This window comes from Streptomyces sp. SID13726, from assembly GCF_010548375.1.
GTDB lineage: Bacteria > Actinomycetota > Actinomycetes > Streptomycetales > Streptomycetaceae > Streptomyces.
Genome location: NZ_JAAGLY010000729.1, coordinates 1 through 402 on the forward strand (window position 1 = coordinate 1; position 402 = coordinate 402).

Sequence of the window (402 nt, forward strand, 5' to 3'; positions counted from 1 at the left end):
CGGGTACGCCCTGGAGCCCCCGGCGCAGCCGTGAGCGGGTACCGGTCGCCCGGGCAGCGGCCTCCCGGGGTGCTGCGGCCCTTCTCGCCGTTCTCGATCAAGACGAAGCTCGGCACGCTCGTCGTGGTGTCGGTCTTCATCACGACGGGGCTGCTGATGGTGGCGATGCGCACCGCCACGGAGGTCCGCTTCATCACCGTGTTCTCGGTGATCGCCTCGATGCTGATCACGCAGTTCGTGGCGCACAGCCTGACGGCGCCGCTGGACGACATGACCACGGTGGCGCGGGCGATATCCCACGGGGACTACACGCGCCGGGTGCGCGGGGCGGGCCGCCGCGACGAGCTGGGCGACCTGGCCTCCACCATCAATCTGATGGCGGACGACCTGGAGGCGGTGGAC

At 70.6% G+C, this 402-nt stretch carries 1 protein-coding gene; it reads left to right on the forward strand.

The window, feature by feature from the left end; all coding sequences use genetic code 11:
- Positions 1–30: 30 nt before the first annotated feature.
- Positions 31–402 (forward strand): HAMP domain-containing protein (locus G3I78_RS49990; protein ID WP_343244053.1); only part of this gene is annotated, 372 nt, incomplete at its 3' end.